The organism is Waterburya agarophytonicola KI4 (assembly GCF_020640915.1).
In the GTDB taxonomy this organism is placed as follows: Bacteria; Cyanobacteriota; Cyanobacteriia; order Cyanobacteriales; family Xenococcaceae; genus Waterburya; species Waterburya agarophytonicola.
Window position 1 is genome coordinate 36,554 of sequence record NZ_JADWDC010000012.1, and the last position, 20,697, is coordinate 57,250.

Here is a 20,697-nt window from a genome sequence, read left to right on the forward strand (position 1 = left end):
AAGGAGATGGAGAAACTCCCACAGAGCCAGTTGCTGAAGGAGCTGAAGGAGATGGAGAAACTCCCACAGAGCCAGTTGCTGAAGGAGCTGAAGGAGATGGGGAAACTCCAGGGGAGACACCTATGGAAGAAGCCATAGTAGATGGGGAAGAAATTCCTACGGAAGAGATCGCTGTAGAAGAAAATGTAGAAACTCCTGGTGAAGAGGCGATCGCCGATGATAATAATGATGATAATAATGATGATAATAATGATGATAATAATAATGATGTAGAAACTCTCCGCAACAATACCGCAAATGATAATGACGCTGCGGAAAGAAATGCTGCCAATGAAAATGTCATGGAAGCGATCGCCAGCAACAATAATGCCACCGATCGAGAAGTTGTTACCAGTGAAGATGATTTTGGAGTTACTTTAGGGGAAAATACCGCAGGAGATGCAAATGCGATCGTTGAAGATAGTGTTGTTCCCGAACTTCCAGTAGAAACTCCTGTAGTAAACTCACAAACGCAAACACCGAGGGAGATTGAAGTAGATAACAACCTTAATTTGGATAACGATTCTCCATCTCAAACAGTCACAGAAGAAACTAATACTAATACCGAAAGCGTTGAAGTAATAGAAGAAACTAATACTGTTAATAACTCGTCTGAAAGCGAAGGAGTAGCTACCGACGACGCTAGTACCGAAAGCGGTGAGGTAACAGAAAAAACGGCAACCATTAATAATTCATCTAATAATTCATCTGAAAGCGATAGTGTTGAGTTAACAGAAGAAACTGAAGCAGTTATCAAAGATAAAGTTACCGAAGAATTAGTTGAGGAAGTCGATGAAGAGACGGTGACAGCCACAGAAGAAACCGAAGAGACTGAAGAAATAGCCGAAGAAACTGAAGATACAGAGGAAGAAGTAGCAGATAATAATGATAATTCTCAGGATCTCGGTCAAGAAGTAGATCGCATTGCTTATGAGGTACAAGTTCAAGAATCACCTACCGATATAGCCATACAGATGCAGGAAGAATTCCAACTAACTCAATTAATGGATAGTTCTGGGTTACAACTATACGGTCAAGTTCCTTCTGTAACAGAAATTTCTGATAGATTGGCAGAACTCGGACAACAAACGGGTAAAAACCCCGCGTTCATTAATATATCCTTGCAATCTGATCGCTTGGAGGCTTTTGTTGTACTTCCTAACCAAGCAAAATTAGCTAATGGAGATAGTTCGTTAGTTGCATCAACCGATCTCGATAAACTAGATTCGCCAAAAACACCCCAGTCTGTAACCTTACGAGAAACCATTAAAGATATTTCCCGTCAAGATATCATTGCCACGGCAACTCAGTTTCGAGAAGAAGTAAGCGATTCGAGTAAGTTGAGTCAAAGCAGCTATCTAAAATCTTCACAAGAGCTATACAAACTTTTAATCGAGCCAATTGAAGCAGAATTAGAAGCCAATAATATCGATGTTTTAGTATTTTCGATGGATTCAGGTTTGCGTTTGTTACCTTTGGCTGCACTACATGATGGCAAGCAGTTTCTGATTGAGAAGTATGCAGTGGCAATAGTACCTAGTTTTGGGCTGACAGATACTCGTTATGTTAGTTTAGACCAAAGCTCTATTTTGGCAATGGGTGCATCAGAATTTGCCGAGCAAGCTGCTTTACCGACTATGCCCATTGAATTGGAAACAATTGTGAGCAAACCTCGTCAGGGAGAAGTATTTATCAACGAGCAGTTTACTGTGGAGAATTTCAAGGCTCAAAATAGCCGTGAAACTCCTTTTCCAATCGTTCATTTAGGAACACATGCAGAGTTTAAAGCTGGTAGTCAGAATGATTCCTACATTCAGTTTTATGACGGCAAATTAAAAATACCCCAGCTACAAGATTTATCTAACGAGTTAGGTTGGAATAGCGATGCTACTCCTATCGAACTCTTAGTCTTGAGTGCTTGTGAAACCGCCTTAGGTGACGAAAAGGCAGAACTGGGTTTTGCAGGTTTGGCAGTGCAAGCTGGAGTAAAGTCAGCCTTGGCAAGTCTTTGGTATGTCAGTGATGTAGGAACACTAGCTTTGATGGGAGAATTTTACGATCGCTTGGATAGTACTTTACTTAAAGCAGAGGCTTTACGTCAAACCCAGTTAGAAATGCTTCAAGGTAATGTCAAAGTCAATCACAAACAGGTGAATTTATCTAACGGGCACAACTTAGACTTGCCTCCTCAATTTCCTGAAGGAACTTTAAACTTAGATCATCCCTATTTCTGGTCGGCATTTACCTTAATTGGTAACTGGAATTAAAGCAAATATAGTTATCATAAATTAACTTAAATATCCAACTAAAAAGCGATCGCTTTAAGTTAAACTTGAGAGCGATCGCTTTTATTTTGACAGTTCATCAATTCTTACAATAACGAACTTTTACTTCATCATAACTGCATAATTAACTGAATAAAAACATATTACAATGATGGTTATATCTCGCTAATTTTAAGTATCTAAATTACTCGAACTTGCTTGAGTGCCAGTGGATAATCGTGGTAATTAAAATTTTTGGCGATCGGAAAAATCTATTTTCAGGGAACAATAAACATAACACTACCCCTCACACTGTTAAGAAAGTAATATGTGGAAAATTTTGACTCCCAAGACTTTTTTATTAATTAGTATTGGCTCGATCGCGACAATAATTTTGGGTTCAAAAATGCTAGTTACTCAAAATAATTCTAACGATAATCTTGCTACAAAAAAGCCGATTATCACTCCTATGTTAGCAACTGCATCGGGTAGTTCTTCCGAAAATAGCCGTACTAGTTTTTTATTGGCTGCGGATCTAATTGATCGCCAACAGGGTAAAGCAGCTTTAGCTCAATTACAGGGTTTAGAACAAAATTATCCTTTACTCGCTCCCTATATTTTGCTTTCTAAAGGGAAAGCTTATCAACTAGAAAACCAACTATCCGAAGCAGAAAAAGTTTGGCAAAAGTTGGCGAGTAACTATGCCAATTCTCCAGCTTCTGCCGAGGCTTTATATTTGTTGGGCAAAACCAACCCCGCCTATTGGCAACAAGCAATTATTAAATTTCCTTCCCATCCCCGCACCCACGAAATAATTCGCCAAAAACTCAGCCAAAATCCCAATCAACCAAACCTGATGGCAGTATTGGTCAAATATACTCCAGACGATTCTGGGGTAGACAAAATGAGAGATCGTTTAGTCAAAGAATACAGCAGTCAACTAACTCCAGAAACTTGGGAGGCGATCGCCGATAGTTATTGGGTAAAATGGGATTACGGTCCAGCTGGGAAAGCCTACGCAAAAGCTCCCCGTACATCTGGCAATCTCTATCGCGCTGGTAGGGGATACCATATTGCCAATAGCAAAGCCACTGCAAAACAGTTTTATTTGCAATTGCTCGCAGAATATCCCGATGCACCAGATACTGGTTGGGGTTTGCGTCGTTTAGCAACTATTGTCAACAAAAAAGAAGGTTTAGCTTATCTAGATCTGGCAATCCAAAAATTTCCCCACCACGCACCAGAAGCTTTATTAGAAAAAGCAACTTTACTCGATGGGTTGGGTAGCCCCAGATCTGCTGCTCAAGCCCGTCAAACAGTCTTAACTGACTACAAAAATTCTGAATCCGCTGCTCAATATCGCTGGAATATGGCTAGCAAAAAAGCCAAAGCAGGAGATCTTGTTAGTGCGTGGCAATGGGCGCAACCCATTGTAATCAACAATCCAGACAGCAAGATTGCTCCTAAAGCTGGTTTTTGGATTGCTAAGTGGGCAACTAAGCTCAATCGTCCAGAAGATGCCACTCAAGCCTATCAATTGGTTTTAGCGCGTTTTCCTCGCTCTTATTATGCTTGGCGATCTGCGGTTGCTTTGGGTTGGGATGTGGGAGACTTTACCACCGTACGTTATAAAACTCCTGAAGTAGTGAAAATAGAGCGAATTTTTCCTCCTGGTGGTTCGGAAACTTTCCAAGAATTGTATAAATTAGGCTTAGAGGAAGAAGCCTGGGCGCAATTCCAAACCGAAATCAGCGATAAGCCACAAAGCACTAATTTAACCGTTGCTGATGAATTTACTCAAGGCTTATTTAAACTTTATCAAGGAAAAAATCTACGGGGTATCAATCAAATATGGTATTTAGAGGATCGAGATACACCAGAAGATAAACAACAATGGCAACAACTACGCCAAACTCCCGAGTATTGGCAAGCTTTGTATCCTTTTCCTTTTGAAAATACTATTCTAAAATGGTCAAAACAAAGAGGACTCAATCCTTTATTGGTAACTGCCTTAATTCGCCAAGAATCTCGCTTTGAACCAGAAATTGAGTCTTCTGCGGGGGCATTGGGCTTAATGCAGGTAATTCCTCCCACAGCCAAAACCGCAGCTAAAAATATTGGTTTATCTAATTATTCTCTAACCAAACCCGAAGATAATGTCAATATTGGTACTTATTATCTCGATTTTACTCATAAAAAATATAATAATAACTCCATGCTGGCTGTAGCTAGTTACAATGCAGGACCTAATGCAGTTGCAAAATGGGTATCTCGCTATGGCTTAAAGGATGTAGATGAATTCGTCGAAAAAATTCCTTATCGCGAAACCAAAGGTTATGTTGAGTCGGTGTTTGAGAATTATTGGAATTATATGCTCGTTTATAACCCTGAAATTGGCAAGCAATTTAAAGATTTGGCATCAGATAATGTGAGTGTCAACTAAACTTATGGCGATCGCGGATTTGACGATGAGTGGTTTTATTCATAATTTTCAGAGAGAACCCTCGATCGCTTTAATATTTTTTTGCTATTATTATCTGGTCGTTATTTATATATTCGCGCGGTATATTAATTAAAAATAAATAGAATATTTTTAAATGTATATTAGCATTGTAATTCCTACTTATAATCGACTCCCTATTCTACAAAAAAGCATTATTGCTTTAGAAAAACAAGAACTCCTCGATCGCAAAATTGATGGTTATGAAATAGTAATAGTTGATGATGGTTCGACTGACAAAACTTTGGCTTGGTTGACAGAAAATAAAGCTCAATTACCCCACGTAAAAGTATATTTACAAGATCATCAGGGAGCAGCAGCAGCGAGAAACTTAGGGGTTAACAATGCCAAGGGAGACACAATAGTTTTCATCGATAGCGATCTAGTTGTCACAGAAAGTTTTCTGCAATCTCATGCTGATGCTTTAGTTCGAGGAGAACAAGAACTTAAAAGCGATCGCCTTTTTACTTATGGAGCAGTAATTAATACTAATAACTTTGAAAATCCTACTGCCGAACCTTATAAAATAACCGATTTTTCCGCTGCCTATTTTGCTACGGGAAATGTGGCGATCGCTCATAAATGGTTAGAAAAAGCTGGCTTATTTGACACTGGATTCAAACTCTATGGTTGGGAAGATTTGGAGCTAGGAGTACGGCTTAAAAAGCTCAATTTAAAGTTAATCAAGTGTCCCGAAGCTAAAGGATATCATTGGCATCCTGCCTTTAATTTAGAACAAATACCTCAAGCGATCGAACAAGAAATTCAAAGAGGAAAAATGGGAGTCATTTTTTATAAAAAACATCCTACTTTGGATGTCAAAATGATGATTCAAATGACAATTTTACATCGTCTTCTTTGGGGCATTTTATCTTTAGGGGGAAGATTGAACGAACGTACTCTTAAACCAGTAATGCAACTGTTGATCGATCTTGGTAAACCTCAATTAGCCGAACAAGTAGCTCGCATTTTTCTTAATTGGTATAACGTTCAAGGAGTTTACTCGGCATATCACAATAAATAAAACTACCTTTTAATAGCGATCGCTCTAGGGAGCTAGATTTTTCTTGAATCAACAAATAAATCAACACATCTTAATGACTCAAACACCCGATCAATATTTAACTCCAGAAGAATCTGCCGATGTTGAAGCAGCGTTGCTGACATCTCCCGAAAAGTTTCTGACTCGCTTAACCATCTCTTCCCAAAGACTATTACAGAAAATAGCTCAAGAGTCTCAAGTTGCGATCGAAGACTTATCTCACCAACAAATTATTCAGTGGTTTGAAAATGACAGTAAAGCCAAACGAGAACGGGGAGATGATGCGGGAACATTAAAATGGTAAGTTTTTTTCTCCAACTAGATCCCGACTAACCCGTAAAATAGAACATAAATTTAGATATAAAATTTTGCCTCAAGCAATAGTTAATCGTTATGCAAACTCTGGATAATCCTAATCTTACTAATACACCCGCTTTTGATACTACTATTCATAGAAGGAAAACCCGCCCCGTCCAAGTTGGCGATATAACTATCGGCGGTGGCAATCCTGTGGTAGTGCAGTCGATGATTAACGAAGATACTTTAGATATAGATGGCTCAGTAGCAGCAATTCGTCGTCTTCATGAGATTGGCTGCGAAATTGTGCGGGTGACAGTGCCTAGTATGGCTCATGCCAAAGCATTAGCAGAAATCAAGCAAAAACTAGCGGATACTTATCAAACAGTACCTTTGGTTGCTGATGTTCATCATAACGGCATGAAAATTGCCTTAGAAGTAGCCAAGCACGTTGATAAAGTAAGAATCAATCCTGGGCTGTATGTCTTTGAAAAACCCAAAAGCGATCGCACTGAGTATACAGAAACTGAATTTACCGAAATTGGTGATAAAATTCGCTCCACCCTCGAACCTTTGGTAATTTCCTTGCGCGACCAAGGTAAAGCGATGCGTATTGGCGTAAATCATGGTTCTTTATCCGAAAGAATGCTCTTTACCTATGGAGACACTCCAGAAGGGATGGTAGAGTCAGCCTTAGAATTTATTAAAATCTGCGCATCTTTAGATTTCTACAATATCGTACTGTCTCTCAAAGCTTCTCGCGTACCTGTCATGTTGGCTGCTTATCGTTTGATGGTACAGAGAATGAACGAATTAGGCATGGAATATCCTTTGCATTTGGGCGTTACCGAAGCAGGAGACGGGGAATATGGCAGAATCAAATCTACTGCGGGAATTGGCACTCTATTAGCTCAAGGAATTGGCGATACGATTCGCGTCTCTTTAACCGAATCTCCCGAAAAAGAAATCCCTGTTTGCTACAGTATTCTGCAAGCTTTAGGACTGCGTAAAACAATGGTGGAGTATGTTGCTTGTCCTTCTTGCGGTCGTACTTTATTCAATCTAGAAGAAGTATTGCATAAGGTTCGCGAAGCCACCAAACATCTTACAGGTTTAGATATTGCAGTGATGGGTTGTATTGTAAATGGTCCAGGAGAAATGGCAGATGCTGACTATGGTTATGTGGGCAAACAGCCAGGCTATATTTCTCTTTATCGCGGTCGAGAAGAAATTAAAAAAGTTCCTGAAGATCGAGGTGTTGAGGAATTGATTAATTTAATTAAATCAGACGATCGCTGGGTCGAACCTGAATAAGTAATACCCTCGACAGTTTGCTCAACGGAGGAAACCTCCACAACGCAACTGTCTGGCAAGTAACAAATAACAAATAACGAGTTTGTAGACTTTTTACTTGTCCGAAATGCTTTAGATCACAGGCAATTATGGTTATTGATTCCCATACTAAAACTAGACAATGCTAATAGCTAATAGCTGATAGCTAAAAAAAAATAAATTTGTCCCGAATCAAGGATTGACAAAACTTATGACTATTACAGTTTTAGTATGCGCCTTAGCTTTTGCCTGTGGTGCGATGTTGGGTAAGAATCTGGCTGCTATTGGAATCACCTCTGATAATGCTCTCAAGAATCATCAAAGATCTTTGGTTTGGCTGCTAATTGCGCTGATGCCTGTGTTAGGTATATTGGTTATCCTGGATAAATTTCATCTTGCTTCGGTATTACCCAAGATTTTTCCACCGATGCTTTTAATTTATCTAGCAGGATATTTTAATGAAATTATTCTGGGGATGGGCTGTTTTTTCCTGGGCTTATTATTGGTTATGGAGTTGTCGGAAAAACGTTCTCGACAGAAAGTAGTTCAGTTACTAGTAGCTTTAGGCGCGATCGCTTTTGCTTTGAGTATTTTATTATTCTTTCTTCAGCCAGTACAGGCGATGGTAGCTAAACCCAAACTTGTCAACGGGGTTATAATACAAACTACGCCTTATACTTGTGCGCCTTCTAGCATTGCTACTTTATCCCGCGTTACTAAAAAACATCCTATCATTACCGAAAGAGAGGTAGTAGCTTTAACTAGAACCAATCGTTTTGGCACAACTACTCTATCGGAAATTAGAGCGATGGAGAAGTTGGAGTTAAATCCTGAATATCGTCATAATTTAACTGTTGAAGATTTAATTAGTCTTAATAAACCCGCCTTGCTTCATGTCAAAGAGAAACCCAAATCTGGCAAAGGTGTTAGATTTTCTCATGCAGTAGCATTACTATCAATCAACCCTCAAAAACGCTTAATCCTGATTGCTAATCCCCTTTATGGGATGCAAATAAAAACTTTTGAAGAATTTGCTCAATACTGGTTTGGAGAAGCGATTTTGGTCGATCTAGAGCAAGCAAGAATTAGTTGACAATTTTCTATTCAACTAATTGATAAGTAATTTGCTCCAATATTTTCAATCCTTTCAAAGAGCCTTTGATTAATCTAGTCGCAGCAAGGGGTTGTTTGAAAAAAGCGATCGCCATTGACAGAGTTTTTAAATTGCCTTCTTCATCAATCGCCTGACTAAGATCGGGTATATCTCCCGTTAGATCGTCGCTAACCACTCGCAACATCGCGACGTTAATATTTCGCTGTTGGAATTTTTTCATATAGTCATAACCTTCCATATCTAATACACTTGCAAGATAAGTCTTACTCAACTGTAATTTTTCTCTAGCTCGACAAATAAGGCGATCGCTGGTTAGCCCCGTAACTAAATCTATCGATCGCCTTTGCTGAATTTTGGTAGTTAATTCTTTGTGTAAATTTATTTCTGCACCATCTAAATTACAACAGCTTTGATAAAGCACTAGATCCCCTACAGAGTATTTTGGCGACAAGCTACCACACAAACCCATAATCAAGATATTTTGAGCTTTAATTAATTCCCAAGAGTAGTCCGCTAAAGTTTGTTCGATCTTTTTTGTCCCGATAGGAATAGGCAGAACTTTCAGGCGATCGCAATTGGCTTTTTTTAGTCCACGACAAACTGCTTGGTATTCTGCCCCTTGAGGAACGACAATAGTATCAATAGGTATCACATCTATTCACAATTGATTATTGTTGTTAATTATTTTTATGTCTTTGACCGAATTAGATAAAAAAGCTAATTTATGGCGTGGTTTTAAGGAAAATGGAACTACAGTCCTGATTGCTCTGTTATTAGCCTTTTTAATCCGAGTTTTTATTGCAGAACCTCGTTATATCCCTTCTGAGTCGATGTTTCCCACTTTAGAAACAGGCGATCGCTTGGTAATCGAGAAAGTGGCTTACAAGTTTCATCCTCCAGCAAAAGGAGATATCGTAGTTTTTCAGCCACCTACTAAATTGAGACTTTTGGGTTACGAAAAGAATCAGGCATTTATCAAAAGAGCGATCGCTACACCAGGAGAAACAGTAGCAATTCAAGATGGAGTCGTTTATATCAACAACGAACCCCAATCAGAAGACTATATTGCTGCCCCTCCAGAATACGATTTAATTCCTGTGAAAGTGCCAGAAGGAAAACTGTTTGTGATGGGAGATAATCGTAATAACAGTAATGACTCCCATGTTTGGGGTTTTCTCCCCGCAGAAAACGTCATTGGTCATGCAGTCTTTCGCTTTTGGCCTTTTGATCGCATCGGAACAGTTTAATGATTGACGTAATAAATACTAATTACTGTTTGCCGAATTGTCTTTGATAGACGATTTCTTCTTTGCCAGATTCTAGTTTAATATCAGAACGAGGGTATGCCACGCATAATAGAGCATATCCTTCTGCTTGTAATTCTGTGGATACCCCCATGCCATCGCTTTGTTCTACTTCTCCTGAGAGAATTTGAGCAGCACAGGTAGTACAAACTCCAGCACTACAAGAAAATGGTAAATCGATACCCGCATTCGTTGCAGCATCTAAAATACTTTGTGATTCTGGGACTTGAATTGTATGAGTTTTACCTTGATGGTTAATTTCAACATTGTAGGTATTGGACATGAGTGTAAATCTAAATTGCGATCGATTGGTTTGACTAAGTTTATTATTTTCTCATAAATAGCTCGATTCCAATATTTGAACTAGATATTGTGCGCCAGACAACAATTAACCCAGGAATTTTGTTTAAACTTATCCAGAAATTAGAGTTTTCAGTGTATCCTTTTCGTTAAGCCAGCGTGAGGAGTAGCGGAAAAGATGGATTTTCGGAATAGAGCATTAGAAACTCTTAAACAAACGAGCAGGACTTTCTATATCCCTATTGCCCGTCTACCAGAAAAGTTACAAGATGCAGTAGCATCAGCTTATCTTTGTATGCGTGCGATCGACGAAATAGAAGATACTCCTGACCTTGACAATCAAACCAAAGCTTATTTGTTACGTAATATTAGTTTGAGACTACAAGAGATCGCTGATATTAATGCTTATAGAGGAATTGGTGCAGATCTTATTCCCTATAAAGATGTTTTGCCAGAAGTTAGCCTGAGTATTGGAGAATGGGCTAGTCTGGCAGATCAATCGATCGCCCCCAGAATTTGGGATGCTACCGCAGCCATGGCAGATCGCATGGCTTATTGGGCGGAACGAAATTGGACAATTTCCACTAAAGCAGATCTAGACCGCTATACTTTTAGCGTAGCAGGGGCAGTAGGTTTGCTCTTATCAGATTTGTGGGCTTGGTATGACGGTACAGAAACTAATCGCACCCAAGCGATCGCTTTTGGTCGGGGTTTACAAGCAGTTAATATTGTGCGAAATCAAGGGGAAGATTCGTTACGAGGAGTTAGTTTTATTCCCGATGGTTGGACGAACAAAGATATTCAAGCCTACGCTCGTCGTCAGCTAGAACAAGCTGCTTTATATATCGAAGCTTTACCTAAAAATAGTCCTGCCCTGGATTTTTGCCAGATTCCTTATGTATTGGCAAAAGGTACTTTAGATGCCATATCTATCGGTAAGCCAAAGTTAAGCCGTCACGATGTTTTGAGCTTGGTTGAAAAATTTACCAATATTAAATCCGCTTAATTGATTACAGAGTATTTAGCCAGAAAAACAGGAAAAAACGATGAAATTTATCAAACAAGGAACAATAGCCTTAATTAGTATGATTGCTTTTGGCAAAGCAAGTTTAGCTCAAGATGTAAATTTTGATGAGGTTGAAATCAAAACCATTCCCGTGGCAGAAGATATTTATATGCTGACAGGAGAAGGAGGAAATATTGGGGTATCTGTGGGAGATGATGGAATATTATTAATTGACGATCAGTTCGCTCCTCTGACAGATAAAATTGAGGCAGCAGTCAGTGAAATTAGCGATGGACAAATCCAGTTTTTACTTAACACTCACTGGCATCAAGATCATACTGGTGGTAACGAAAATCTGGGTGATTCTGGAGTAGTTATTGTCGCTCACGATGAAGTTTATACTCGCATGAGTACAGAGCAGTTTATCGAAGCATTTCAAAGAGAAGTCCCTGCTTCTCCCCCCGCAGCATTACCTAGGATTACTTTTAACGACACTACCACATTTCATTTTAACGATCGCACTATCCATGGATTTCACGTAGAATCAGCCCATACCGATGGGGATACGGTGATTCACTTCCCCGAAGTAGATGTAATTCATACGGGAGATATTTATTTTAATGGTATCTATCCTTTTATCGATACTTCTAGCGGCGGCTCAATAGCGGGTATGATTCTAGGGACAGAGAAAATACTCGCTCTAGCAGGAGATGAAACCAAGATTATCCCAGGTCACGGTGCGTTGTCTAATCGCGCTGAGTTAGACAATTATCGACAAATGCTAGTAGAAGTCAAAAAACGAACCGAAAAGGCGATCGCTCAAGGTATTTCTCTAGAAGAGTTTATTGCTTCTAAACCCACTTCTGATTATGACGAGCAATGGGGTGGAGGATTTCTCAAACCAGAACAGTTTGTAACTATTATTTATCAAAGTCTGGCAGAAGAATAAAAGAAAATTTGATTACAATTAGTAGCATATTGATAGATTTTCGATTAACCTGGGAATCCTAAAACTGTGGTCAAGGGATTGGCTGTACTATTTAATACTGTCTCAACAAAACTAGGATTGATGATTTCTCGTTTCAATTGGTTTCTCGGAACTCTATTTTTGATGGCTGCTTTTGGTGCGTTAATGAATCCACCACCTTACATTGCGATCGCCATTCTTTTCTTCTTAATTGGTTTCGTTTTGCTGCCACCTACGGATAAACTGACTCGAAAATATTTTCAGTGGAAAATTAAAGGAGGAACTAAAGGTACGCTTGTCTTGATGAGTCTGATTATTATTTGTTTGATTGTTCCTCAAGTAGAAACCAATCCTGGCAAATTTTCCCAAGTGCAGTTGTACGAGGCGAATTAAAATTATTAAATTATTAAATTATTAAATTATTGTGCGGGAAAACTAAGAGTAAAAGTACTCCCCTCATTTAATTGCGATCGCACGGTAATATTGCCTGCCATACCTTCAACCAAGGTTTTGACAATGGACAATCCCAATCCCGTGCCTCCTGCACGATTGCGAGATTCATCGACGCGGAAAAAACGTTCAAAGATACGTCCCTGTTGTTGCAGCGGAATACCCACACCGCGATCGCAAAGTTGAATAATTGCTCGGTCGTTTTCTCGATTTAGTTTTAAAGTTATAGGTGTGGCAGGTTCGGAATATTTAACCGCATTATCGATTAGATTTAATAGTACTTGTTTGAGACGATGACTATCTGCTTTGATGGCAATTATATCGGGTTTTAAGTCCAGTGTAATAATTCTTGCACTATATTGTTTTGCCATTCCCACTACTTCATGAAGTAGATCGTTGAGAATAATCGGTTCTAGTTGAAATTGCATCCGATCGCTGTCCAATCTTGCTAAATCTAGCAGATCTTGTAATAACTGTACGGTGCGATCGGCTTCTGAAGCAGCAGTTTTTAATGCCTCAGTCTGCATTTCTGATAAATTGTCACTACGTCTTAAAATACTTTGAATATAACCAGAAATAATAGTTAAAGGTGTCCGCAACTCATGAGAAACATTACTCAATAATTCTCGTTGGTGTCCCCAAGAATCAGACAACCTAATTAACATCCCATCAACAGTTTCTGCTAACTCTTTAACTTCACTAGGAGCTTGTTCCAAACTAATGCGAGCTTGGTCTAATTTATCGGCTGAAATAGTAGCAGTAAGCTGACTTATTTTCTTTAGAGGTTGCATCGAGCGATCAATATAAAATGCAATAATTGCGGTCATAGTTGCGATCGCAATTATGGTAGCCGCAGCCAAACTACGCATCAAGTTTAAGAACATAACTTGATCTCTGGTGATATTGTGTGCCAAATATAGTTGACCCAAATTAATTCCGTTTACTTGTAATGGCGTAGCACACATCAACCAATAACTACCATGCAAATCTTGTACCTGAGGAATCAAAGGAACGTTTTGTACTGCCAAAAGAGTATCGCCAATTTCTGGTGTATTTAAAGTTTGAGACTTAGCTGTAATATTTCCCTCAGCATCTTTAATCCAAATCAGTTTATCCGTCGTAGATAAAGATGCGATCGCTCTTTTTGCCCCTTCTTCTAAAGGGATCATTTCACTATATATTTTTACATCCTGAGGAAATCGAGTTGCAATATACTTCATATTTTCTTTGTTAGTCGAAACTAAAATATGCTGCATTCTCATACTCGTCCATACAGCCAAACCTCCCATTCCCAATGCTGCAACCCCAGCAATACCCACTGTCAATCTGACTTTTAAAGAAGCTGTATCTAATATTTTTCCCACGAGTTTAGCTTTAAAGGATGAATCTCTGAAATAATTATTTTCGCGCTCGACAGCAATATTTTGGGTCTTTTTTTGGGGACTAGTTAACTGCTTGAATAAGGAATAAAGGAGCATTGACTTGTTTGGCTGTCGTGGTTTTTATTACTCATAAGTCTCCCTCATTGTTCTTAGAAAGAAATGAAAATCTTCTGATAAATTACTAGGAATAAATTTATGGAATTTGCATTGTACAATTATGGTTAATCCAAAAGCCTGGAAAGTGATCAAGCTATATAAAATAGGGTTTTAGCCAGTATATTTAATGTGTTGGCAAATAACACCCCCTTTTTTTATCTAAAAATAAATCAAAAAAATCATAAATTTAGCCCATGAAAATACTGTTAACAGGAACGGAGGGATACATTGGTTCTCTCCTTGCTCCAATGCTGATGCAGCAGGGACACGATATTATAGCTGTTGATACTGGTTATTATAAAGTTGGCTGGTTTTACAATGGAACAGAATCGACTGCCAAAACCCTCAACAAAGATATTAGAAATATAACTATTGAAGATCTTCAAGGCGTGGAGGCAGTAGTTCATCTAGCGGAACTTTCCAACGATCCTACTGGACAACTAGTCCCTAATATTACCTACGATATTAATCATAAAGGTTCGGTTCATGTTGCCAATTTAGCCAAACAAGCAGGTGTACGTCGTTTTGTTTATACCTCTTCCTGTAGTGTTTATGGGATAGCTGAAGGAGAATTAACCGAAGAATCTCCCGTCAATCCCCAGACTACCTATGCTATCTGCAAAACTATGGTAGAAAAAGATGTTTCGGCAATGGCGGATGATGGTTTCTCCCCGACTTTTTTACGGAACGCTACGGCTTATGGGGCATCTCCTCGGATGCGTTTTGATATTGTTTTAAACAACTTATCGGGGTTGGCCTGGACAACCAAAGAAATCAAAATGACCAGCGATGGGACGCCCTGGCGACCATTAGTTCATGTTTTAGATATCTGTCAGGCGATCGCTTGTACCGTGGATGCACCGCGAGATATTATCCATAATCAAACTTTTAATGTCGGGGATACGGCATCTAACTATCAAGTCAAAGATATTGCCAAAATAGTTGCCGACACTTTCCCCGGCTGTGAGTTGAGTTTTGGTCCTAAAGACCCCGATAATCGTAGTTACCGCGTTTCTTTTGATAAGATCGCGACAACCCTACCAGGATTCAAATGCGAGTGGGATGCCCAACGTGGCGCGCAACAGCTATACGAAATATTTCAGCAAATTGATATGTCGTCAGAAACTTTTGTTTCTAGAGGGTTTACTCGCCTAAAACAACTAGAATATCTATTAAAAACTCAGCAAATCGATCGCAATTTCTTTTGGAATTAATTAACTAAATGAGTACCAAAGAATTAGTCATTGAGGCGGGTAGAACCGAAAAGCGATACTGGCAAGATTTGTGGAACTATCGCGAGTTATTCTACTTTCTGGCTTGGCGCGATATTTTAGTACGGTACAAACAGACTGTCATTGGTGTTGCTTGGGCATTAATTAGACCCTTCTTAACCATGATTGTTTTTACTATAGTGTTTGGCAACTTAGCCAAATTACCCTCTGAAGGCGTACCATATCCAATTTTGGTATTTGCAGCCATGCTACCCTGGCAATTTTTTGCTAATTCTTTATCAGAATCCAGCAATAGCTTAATTGTTAATGCTAATTTAGTCTCTAAAGTCTATTTTCCGCGCTTAATTGTTCCTGCTAGTGCAGTTATCGTCAGTTTTGTCGATTTTATGATTTCTGGTATGATTTTGCTGGCTCTAATGGCTTGGTACAATTTTGTTCCTAGCTGGCGGATAATTACCATTCCTCTATTTATCCTGATTGCTTTCTTGGCAGCTATGGGAGTAGGACTTTGGCTAGCAGCACTCAACGTTCAATATCGCGATTTCCGTTATATCGTGCCATTTATTGTTCAGTTTGGTCTATATATATCTCCCGTGGGCTTCAGTAGCAAAGTTGTTCCCGAACAATGGCGACTGCTTTATTCTCTTAACCCGATGGTGGGGGTGATTGACGGTTTCCGTTGGGCTATTTTGGGGGGTGAGTCTCAAATATATCTACCAGGGTTTTTGCTTTCTCTAGGAATTATTACCTTACTGTTGTGGAGTGGTATTTGGTATTTCCGCAAGATGGAACGCACCTTTGCCGATGTAATTTAGAGACAAGGCAAGTTTTATACGTACCGTCGTAGAGTGGGCAAGAAAAATATACTTGTTGATAACTCAAAATAAGCTTTTATTGCCCACCTCCAAAAAAATAATCAGTAGTTAGTAATCATATAATGTCCAAACCAGTTATTAAGGTCGAAAATCTGGGCAAAAAGTATATTATTTCCCATCAACAACAAAATGCTAAAGGCTATAAATATAAAGCTTTGCGGGATGTGATTAGCGATGGGACGAAAACTTTTGCGAAGAAGATTTTAAAGCCAAAAAGCAAAGAAACAATCAATCCCACTCAAGAAGAATTTTGGGCATTGCAAGGAATCAATTTTCAAATCGGACAGGGTGAAGCCGTAGGAATTATCGGGCGCAATGGTGCGGGTAAATCCACTTTGCTCAAGCTGTTGAGTCGTATTACAGAACCAACCACAGGCAGGATTTCGATCCAAGGAAGGGTTGCCAGTCTTCTGGAAGTAGGAACGGGATTTCATCCAGAATTAACTGGACGAGAAAATATCTTTCTCAACGGTTCGGTAATGGGAATGACTAGAGTAGAAATAAAGCAGAAATTCGCTGAAATTGTCGATTTTGCCGAAGTAGAGAAGTTTCTCGATACCCCTGTAAAACGCTATTCTTCAGGGATGTATGTGCGCTTGGCTTTTGCTGTGGCTGCCCATCTAGAACCAGAAATTTTAGTAGTGGATGAAGTATTGGCGGTGGGAGATGCTGCTTTTCAGAAAAAATGTCTGGGAAAAATGGGGGATGTAGCAACCAAAGAAGGACGAACGGTATTATTTGTCAGTCATAGTATGCAAGCGATCGCTCAATTGACCAAGCGTTGTATTTTATTAAATAAAGGTGGCGTTCAATTTGATGGTAATACGGACAAGGCAGTCGGGCTATATATTGCAGGACAAGAAGATGGAACAGAAAGCCCCGCTTTTTATCAAGCACCAGCTAGTAAAACAGGCAGTTATTTGGCTTCAGCGCAAGTACATTCATCAGAAGACGGGGTTCAGATGTGGGGGAAAGCGATCGAGTTCGAGTTTACTCTGCAAGTAGACGAACCGAGCGATCGCTTACGCTTTTTAGTCGAGATCGTCAACGACTTGCAACAACCAGTAACTAAGTTTTGGTTATTTAAAGAAGATGCACCGTTTTTTACCAAGTCGGGATTATTTACCCTTCGGTGTCAAATTCCTAAATTAAGGCTTTATGGGGGTTCTTATACCTTGAGGACTTGGTTTTTTAAGCGTTCGGCACCCCACACTCTTTTGGAATCATTGACGAACATTTGCCCCTTTGAAATTACGATGGGCAGTGTAGAGCGTCCTGGTTTAGTAGGTTATGAATGGAAACCTAACGAGTGTAGTTATTTGGAGGATGCTACTTGGGAAATTTCTGAATAACAATTTTTCAATAATTTTAAAACTGTTTAATCAATTTATTTAATCATCATGGTTCAAACAACAAATCAAGCCAATAATAAACTCCAATTAACTAATTCTAGCTGTCGATTTTGTGACAACCCCTTAAGTCATACCTTTGTCGATCTGGGAATGTCGCCCCTATGTGAAAGTTACTTAAGCCTAGAGCAAATTAACCAAGAAGAACCCTTTTATCCCCTCCACGTCCACGTATGCGATCGCTGTTATTTGGTACAGCTAGAATCTTACGTCAGCCCAGAACATATTTTTACTGAATATGCTTATTTTTCTTCCTATGCGGATACTTGGTTGCAACACGCCAAAGATTATACAGAGTTGATGGTGGAACGGTTTGGCTTTAACGAACAAAGTCATGTAGTGGAAGTAGCTAGCAACGATGGTTATTTATTACAGTATTTTGTGGAGAAAAATATTCCTTGTTTGGGAGTTGAACCCGCAGCAAATGTTGCTAAAGTGGCGGTAGAAAAAGGGGTTTCCACCCTGGTTGAGTTTTTTGGTGTGAAATGCGCTAAAAAGCTGATAAAAAAAGGCAAACAAGCAAATTTAATTTTAGGTAACAATGTTCTGGCTCAAGTACCAGACTTAAATGATTTTGTCGCAGGGATGAAGATCTTGCTTGCACCAGAAGGAGTAATTACCATTGAGTTTCCCCATCTGATGTGTTTGATGGCAGAAAATCAGTTTGACACAATCTATCACGAACACTTCTCTTATTTTAGTTTTATTACGGCACAAAAAATCTTTGCAGGACACGGTTTGACCTTGTTTGATGTGGAAGAATTGTCTACTCATGGAGGTTCGTTAAGAATATACGCCCGTCATGAGGAAGATGAAAGTAAGCCCATGAGCGATCGCGCGATCGCCTTGATTACAAGAGAAGAAGAAGCAGGTTTTAAGGAAATGCAATCTTACGTTAACTTCGATGAACAGGTAAAAGAAACTAAGCGCAAGTTATTAGAATTTTTAATTACAGCCAAACGAGGAGGTAAAACCATCGCGGGTTATGGCGCACCAGGAAAAGGCAACACTCTCCTCAACTACTGTGGTATCCGTACCGACTTTATCGACTACACTGTCGATCGCAATCCTTACAAGCAAGGAAAGTTTTTGCCAGGGACTCATATTCCGATTTATCATCCCGATAAAATTATGGAAACTAAACCCGATTATGTCCTGATTTTGCCCTGGAATTTCAAAGATGAAATTATTAAGCAGATGGCAGCAGTCAAAGAATGGGGCGGTAAGTTTGTCGTACCTATTCCTGAAGTGACGGTTATTGATTGATTGATTGATTTATTAACAAAACAAATAGGGAAATGTTATTCACTCCTACAAAATTAAAAGATGCCTATATCGTCGAACCAAAAAAACTAGAAGACGAACGAGGTTTTTTTGCTCGTAGTTGGTGCGAAACAGAATTTCGCGATCGCGGATTAAATCCTAACCTAGTGCAATGCAATATTTCTTTTAATCAAAAGAAGGGAACATTGCGAGGAATGCACCTCCAGATCGAGCCTTACGCGGAAGCTAAGTTAGTCCGTTGTACTCAAGGGGCAATTTACGATGTCATTGTCGATCTGCGTCCCGACTCAGAAACTTATTTGCAATGGGTTGGGGTAGAGTTAACTCCTGCCAATCACAAAGCATTATACGTTCCTGAAGGCTTTGCCCACGGGTTTCAAACTTTGGCAGATAATACCGAAGTTTTTTATCAAATGTCTCAATTTTATACCCCAGAATGCGCGAGGGGATACCGTTGGAATGACCCTAGCTTTGATATAAGTTGGTCTGAAGAGATAAGCGTTATTTCGGAAAAGGATCTCAATTTAGCAGATTACGTCGCACCAACAGGAAAAGGTTAATTAGGTAAGAAAGAATAAACCCATTACTGGCAAGATTGGGCTGACTTTTTGTTGCCCAGGGATTCGATCCCTGTTATGAAAATCCCATCCTTAATCTAAACATAATACACACAAAGTATAAGTTCTTTAAGATATTTAGTAATCCATAACAGCTTTGATTAGTATCTTAATTAAATCAGGCAAAATTTTTTTTATTCCCCGTGAACCCCATTCATAACAAGCGATGAACGACAAAATTCCTTTGGTCAGCATTGGTTTAGCCGTATTCAACGGAGAAAAGTATCTCGAACAAGCTCTAGATTCGATTTTGGCACAGACTTTTAGAGATTTTGAACTGATTATTTCTGACAATGCTTCAAGCGATCGCACTAAAGAAATTTGCAGTCAATATGCAGCCCAAGATCCGCGAATTCGTTACTATCGCAACTCGATCAATATTGGCGGAGTAAACAACGAAACTCGTACTTTTGAATTATCCAGGGGGAAGTATTTTCGCCTGATGGCTCACGACGATCTTCTCGCCCCCGAGTTAATTGCCAAGTCTTTTGAGATCTTAGAAAAAAATTCTGAATTTGTTTTATGCTACTCCGATATCTCGGTAATTGATGGTGCTGGCAAACAGATTAAGACTATCGATACCAATATCGGTGAAGAAGATGAGCCTTACCAGCGTTTTCGGCGACTTGTTAGTAGAGAACATCGCTGCGAAGCTACCTATGCTTTGACTAGATCTGATGTTTTGACCAAAGTTGATCCTCAATTAAATTATTCAGATTCCGATCGCGCTTTTCTGGCTCAATTAAGCTTGTTTGGTAAATTTTATAAAATAGACGAGCCTTTGTTTTATAAAAGATATCATCAAGAGCGATCGATTGAACTTTATAGCGATCGCTATCAAAGAATGGCTTGGTTTCACCCAGAAATAGACGAAAACAACCTGCCATACTTTTGTTACTTCATGTATTGGCGACAAATATTTCATTTATTAAGCATCATTTATCGTTCCCCTATTAACTTAAAAAATAAACTTTTCTGTTATAGCAGAGTTGTAGGTTGGGCAAAAAATATTCGAGAAAAGCTAATTACCGAAGTGCTGATACTCATAACTAAAAATCCTTGGCTTAATCAACAATAAGTCCATATTAGTTAATTTTAAGTTTGTAGAGATCTTTAAAATTAATTAA

General features: G+C 39.2%; 19 protein-coding genes. 16 read left to right on the forward strand and 3 right to left on the reverse strand.

The features are described 5' to 3' along the window. The 6 genes from I4641_RS07115 to I4641_RS07140 form a co-directional block, all read left to right on the forward strand. A partial coding sequence (locus I4641_RS07115) for a CHAT domain-containing protein (RefSeq protein ID WP_229639785.1) occupies positions 1-2,306 on the forward strand: 2,306 nt, incomplete at its 5' end. Positions 2,307-2,631: 325 nt separating this feature from the next. Continuing rightward, positions 2,632-4,746, forward strand: a complete 2,115-nt coding sequence (locus I4641_RS07120; protein WP_229639786.1) for a lytic transglycosylase domain-containing protein — start codon at positions 2,632-2,634, stop codon at positions 4,744-4,746. A 154-nt stretch (positions 4,747-4,900) separates the two neighbouring features. Next, positions 4,901-5,827: a glycosyltransferase family 2 protein gene (locus tag I4641_RS07125; protein ID WP_229639787.1), complete on the forward strand. Its 927-nt coding sequence runs from the start codon at positions 4,901-4,903 to the stop codon at positions 5,825-5,827. 73 nt (positions 5,828-5,900) lie between these two features. Continuing rightward, positions 5,901-6,149 (forward strand): NDH complex assembly factor CRR9, encoded by a 249-nt coding sequence (locus tag I4641_RS07130; RefSeq protein ID WP_229639788.1) that lies wholly within the window; start codon positions 5,901-5,903, stop codon positions 6,147-6,149. 89 nt (positions 6,150-6,238) lie between these two features. After that, positions 6,239-7,456, forward strand: coding sequence for a (E)-4-hydroxy-3-methylbut-2-enyl-diphosphate synthase (gene ispG, locus I4641_RS07135; protein WP_229639789.1), 1,218 nt, complete (start codon positions 6,239-6,241; stop codon positions 7,454-7,456). Positions 7,457-7,685: 229 nt separating this feature from the next. Continuing rightward, complete coding sequence (locus I4641_RS07140; RefSeq protein WP_229639790.1) at positions 7,686-8,567, forward strand: cysteine peptidase family C39 domain-containing protein; 882 nt, start codon at positions 7,686-7,688, stop codon at positions 8,565-8,567. Between the two features lie 7 nt (positions 8,568-8,574). On the opposite strand, the gene I4641_RS07145 is transcribed toward I4641_RS07140, so the two are convergent. Next, entirely contained in the window at positions 8,575-9,240 is a 666-nt protein-coding gene (locus I4641_RS07145) for a phosphorylase family protein (protein ID WP_229639791.1), read from the reverse strand. Between the two features lie 37 nt (positions 9,241-9,277). Here I4641_RS07145 and lepB point away from each other — a divergent pair, with 37 nt between their 5' ends. After that, positions 9,278-9,835 (forward strand): signal peptidase I, encoded by a 558-nt coding sequence (lepB, locus tag I4641_RS07150; protein WP_229639792.1) that lies wholly within the window; start codon positions 9,278-9,280, stop codon positions 9,833-9,835. Between the two features lie 22 nt (positions 9,836-9,857). On the opposite strand, the gene I4641_RS07155 is transcribed toward lepB, so the two are convergent. Further along, positions 9,858-10,175, reverse strand: coding sequence for a 2Fe-2S iron-sulfur cluster-binding protein (locus I4641_RS07155; protein WP_229639793.1), 318 nt, complete (start codon positions 10,173-10,175; stop codon positions 9,858-9,860). Positions 10,176-10,370: 195 nt separating this feature from the next. On the opposite strand from I4641_RS07155, the gene I4641_RS07160 reads away from it, so the two are divergent. From I4641_RS07160 to I4641_RS07170, 3 genes are all read left to right on the forward strand, one after another. Beyond that, positions 10,371-11,198 carry a squalene/phytoene synthase family protein gene (locus I4641_RS07160; RefSeq protein WP_229639794.1) on the forward strand — a complete coding sequence of 276 codons (828 nt, stop codon included), beginning with the start codon at positions 10,371-10,373 and terminating at the stop codon, positions 11,196-11,198. A 40-nt stretch (positions 11,199-11,238) separates the two neighbouring features. After that, positions 11,239-12,147 carry an MBL fold metallo-hydrolase gene (locus I4641_RS07165; protein ID WP_229639795.1) on the forward strand — a complete coding sequence of 303 codons (909 nt, stop codon included), beginning with the start codon at positions 11,239-11,241 and terminating at the stop codon, positions 12,145-12,147. A 66-nt stretch (positions 12,148-12,213) separates the two neighbouring features. Further along, a complete protein-coding gene (locus I4641_RS07170) occupies positions 12,214-12,558 on the forward strand; it encodes a hypothetical protein (RefSeq protein ID WP_229639796.1) in 345 nt (114 codons plus the stop codon). 26 nt (positions 12,559-12,584) lie between these two features. On the opposite strand, the gene I4641_RS07175 is transcribed toward I4641_RS07170, so the two are convergent. Further along, a complete protein-coding gene (locus tag I4641_RS07175; RefSeq protein ID WP_229639797.1) occupies positions 12,585-14,093 on the reverse strand; it encodes a sensor histidine kinase in 1,509 nt (502 codons plus the stop codon). Positions 14,094-14,347: 254 nt separating this feature from the next. Here I4641_RS07175 and I4641_RS07180 point away from each other — a divergent pair, with 254 nt between their 5' ends. The 6 genes from I4641_RS07180 (at position 14,348) to I4641_RS07205 (ending at position 20,648) form a co-directional block, all read left to right on the forward strand. Further along, entirely contained in the window at positions 14,348-15,367 is a 1,020-nt protein-coding gene (locus I4641_RS07180) for an NAD-dependent epimerase/dehydratase family protein (RefSeq protein ID WP_229639798.1), read from the forward strand. Between the two features lie 8 nt (positions 15,368-15,375). Then, positions 15,376-16,200 (forward strand): ABC transporter permease, encoded by an 825-nt coding sequence (locus I4641_RS07185; protein WP_229639799.1) that lies wholly within the window; start codon positions 15,376-15,378, stop codon positions 16,198-16,200. Between the two features lie 122 nt (positions 16,201-16,322). Next, positions 16,323-17,612: an ABC transporter ATP-binding protein gene (locus tag I4641_RS07190; RefSeq protein ID WP_229639800.1), complete on the forward strand. Its 1,290-nt coding sequence runs from the start codon at positions 16,323-16,325 to the stop codon at positions 17,610-17,612. 48 nt (positions 17,613-17,660) lie between these two features. Then, entirely contained in the window at positions 17,661-18,935 is a 1,275-nt protein-coding gene (locus I4641_RS07195) for a class I SAM-dependent methyltransferase (RefSeq protein WP_229639801.1), read from the forward strand. Between the two features lie 32 nt (positions 18,936-18,967). Next, positions 18,968-19,513: a dTDP-4-dehydrorhamnose 3,5-epimerase gene (gene rfbC / locus I4641_RS07200; RefSeq protein WP_229639802.1), complete on the forward strand. Its 546-nt coding sequence runs from the start codon at positions 18,968-18,970 to the stop codon at positions 19,511-19,513. Between the two features lie 223 nt (positions 19,514-19,736). Beyond that, entirely contained in the window at positions 19,737-20,648 is a 912-nt protein-coding gene (locus I4641_RS07205) for a glycosyltransferase family 2 protein (RefSeq protein WP_229639803.1), read from the forward strand. Positions 20,649-20,697: the final 49 nt, after the last annotated feature.